4 protein-coding genes are annotated in these 2,605 nt (G+C 46.9%); all 4 read left to right on the forward strand.

The window, feature by feature from the left end:
- On the forward strand, positions 1–720 hold a 720-nt coding region (locus ACTHUT_RS17705; protein ID WP_440419238.1), incomplete at its 5' end, for an HD domain-containing protein.
- Positions 720–1,331 (forward strand): hypothetical protein, encoded by a 612-nt coding sequence (locus ACTHUT_RS17710; protein ID WP_250600562.1) that lies wholly within the window; start codon positions 720–722, stop codon positions 1,329–1,331. The genes ACTHUT_RS17705 and ACTHUT_RS17710, both read left to right, overlap by 1 nt.
- Before the next feature lie 63 nt (positions 1,332–1,394).
- Positions 1,395–1,706, forward strand: coding sequence for a hypothetical protein (locus ACTHUT_RS17715; RefSeq protein ID WP_250600564.1), 312 nt, complete (start codon positions 1,395–1,397; stop codon positions 1,704–1,706).
- 167 nt (positions 1,707–1,873) lie between these two features.
- The coding region (locus ACTHUT_RS17720) for a uracil-xanthine permease family protein (protein ID WP_440419240.1) at positions 1,874–2,605 on the forward strand (732 nt) is incomplete at its 3' end.

A 2,605-nucleotide genomic window follows, 5' to 3' on the forward strand; every position in this document is an offset into this window, starting at 1 on the left:
GAATTGGCCAAAGGCTTGATGGAGAAAAATCCGAGCCGAATGATTGAAGTTTTGCGCGAATGCGGCGCACTCAAAGTTTTACTGCCCGAGCTTGATGCTCTTTTCGGCGTACCGCAACGCGCTGACTATCATCCCGAAATCGACAGCGGTATTCATACGCTGATGGTTGTACAACGAGCTGCCGAGATGAATTTGTCCCTCGCCGAACGCTATGCTGCCTTATTGCACGACTTAGGCAAGGCAAAAACACCGGCCAATATCTTGCCGAAACACTACGGACACGATGTCAACGGCGTCGAACCCGTCCGCGAAGTCAATCAACGCCTGCGCGCGCCCAAACACTGCGCCGAGCTTGCCGAACTTGTCTGCCGTTGGCACATCATGCTCCATCAAGTCGGGCAGTTCAAAAGCAAAACCATTTTGAATGTTTTGAAAAAAACCGACGCATTCCGCCGCCCCGAACGTTTTCAGACGGCCTTAAACGTCTGCGTGGCCGACAAACAAGGCCGTCTGAATCTTGAAGACGCCCCCTATCCGCAACGCGAACACTGGCTGGCCTTACTTGAGGCCTCCAACCAAGTAGATGCAGGCAAAATTGCCGCCGAGTGCCACGCACAAGGCAAAGCCCATTTAATTGCCGAACAAGTCGATCATGCCCGCTTGGCACAAATTACACCGCTGCAAAAAGCGTATCAGGCAGACAAAGTAGGAGGCTATTGATGACATCTTCGCGTTATAAAATTGAACAAACACCTAGCAAAATTACCTTGTCAGCAAAAATTATACGCAACAGACTCAAACTTCTATTAACTTGCAGAGATCTTGTAATCGTACTATTGATATTGGCAAACATTCCAAATTTAAACTTTGAATCAACATTTAATATCATCCTCCTCATATTTTTAGGCCTGCTTTCTTGCCAATGTATTTATGACTTACTGTGGCAACTTTTTGGACAAGAACATATCCATGTTCAAAATGGAATACTTTCACACCAATTCGCGCTGTTTGGATTGGGAAAAGGTAAAAAATTTTCACTCGTAGAAATATCGCAATGGCAGCCACATGAGAACTATGCAAATACTAAAAACACTAAAATCACACTGCGTAACTATTTGAGTCAGAGAAGGAATACATCCACCATCTCCAGCCCCTTACGACAACCAAATAGTAAACAAGGTGCATGGTCATTTGTTTATCATGGGAAAACCATATACATTGGAGAATTTTTTTATAGCGACGATTACCAAGCAATTAACTCTAAATTAAACAACCTAATACCGAAAAAAGCCAAAACAGGGACACTTTCCGAACCAGAACACGGACTTTAAAACAGCCGCCACAATATCCGCTATAATCCTCACCTTGACCATCTTATTTCAACAATAAAAATCATGACTATCCAGACCGATTTACTTCACGAAAAAATCAGCAATGAAGATTATCAGCGCCTCATTGTCAAACACAGCGAATCTTTCAGTGACGGCGAAATCCGCCTATTAAACGAAATCCTTGAAAAATTCCGCTTTGATGTCGTACAGGAGCAAGCTTTGGCGCAAGCCGTCATGCAGCAGGTGCGCTTTGATCCGAACGACTACCATATCGACAGCGATGATGAAGATACAACCGGCATCTGTCCGCACTGCATCAATCCGCCCATGCCGCCCCTGCGCGATTATTTGGTTTGGCGCGAAACACGCGGCTGAAAATTTTCCTAATCGATTTTGATAAGTTATTAACCATTCGCTATCGAACAAGGCCGTCTGAACAGATGTCATCGTTACATCTGTTCAGACGGCCTTTTGTAAATAAATGTTCACGACTAGGATAAATCAGTATAATCTGCGCCGTTTGAATTTTCTTTGGAGCTTTTATGAACCAGCTTAAAACGGCGATAGCCGGTGCGCAGATTTTGTTTGTCGCATTCGGTGCCATGGTACTTGTGCCGCTTCTGACGGGACTGAATCCGGCTTTGGCATTATTGGGCGCAGGCTTGGGCACCTTGTTGTTCCAATTGGTTACCAAACGTAAAGTGCCGATTTTCCTCGGCTCTTCTTTTGCCTTTATTGCACCGATTATCTATTCCATCGGTGAATGGGGCCTGCCTTCTACCATGTTCGGCCTGTTTGCGGCAGGTTTCATGTACTTTGTCTTTGCCGCGCTGATCAGATGGCGCGGTCTGGATGCGGTACACAAGCTGTTGCCGCCCGTGGTTATTGGCCCGGTGATTATGGTAATCGGCTTGTCCGTGGCCGCTGCAGCCAGCAGCATGGCCATGGGTCAAGCAGATGGAAAACAGGTCATCGACTATATCGACTCGCTGATTCTGTCCGGCTTTACCTTTGCGGTAACCGTCATTGTTTCCGTCTTCGGCAGCAAAATGATGAAGCTGATTCCGATTCTGATCGGCGTGGCTTCAGGCTATGTGTTGGCTTTGATCATGGGCTTGGTCGATACCAGCGCCATCATCAACGCCCCTTGGTTTGCCATCCCCCATTTTGAAACGCCTCAAGTCAACTGGCAGGCTGCCTTGTTTATGTTGCCCGTCGCCATCGCCCCGGCCATCGAACACATCGGCGGCATTATGGCCATCGGTAATGTAACC

Source organism: Neisseria sp. P0022.S010 (assembly GCF_051956635.1).

What these genes read in the sequence shown, in the direction of transcription:
- ACTHUT_RS17710 (WP_250600562.1), top strand. Translation starts at nt 720, where the DNA reads ATGACATCTTCGCGTTATAAAATTGAACAAACACCTAGCAAAATTACC.
- ACTHUT_RS17715 (WP_250600564.1), top strand. Translation starts at nt 1,395, where the DNA reads ATGACTATCCAGACCGATTTACTTCACGAAAAAATCAGCAATGAAGAT.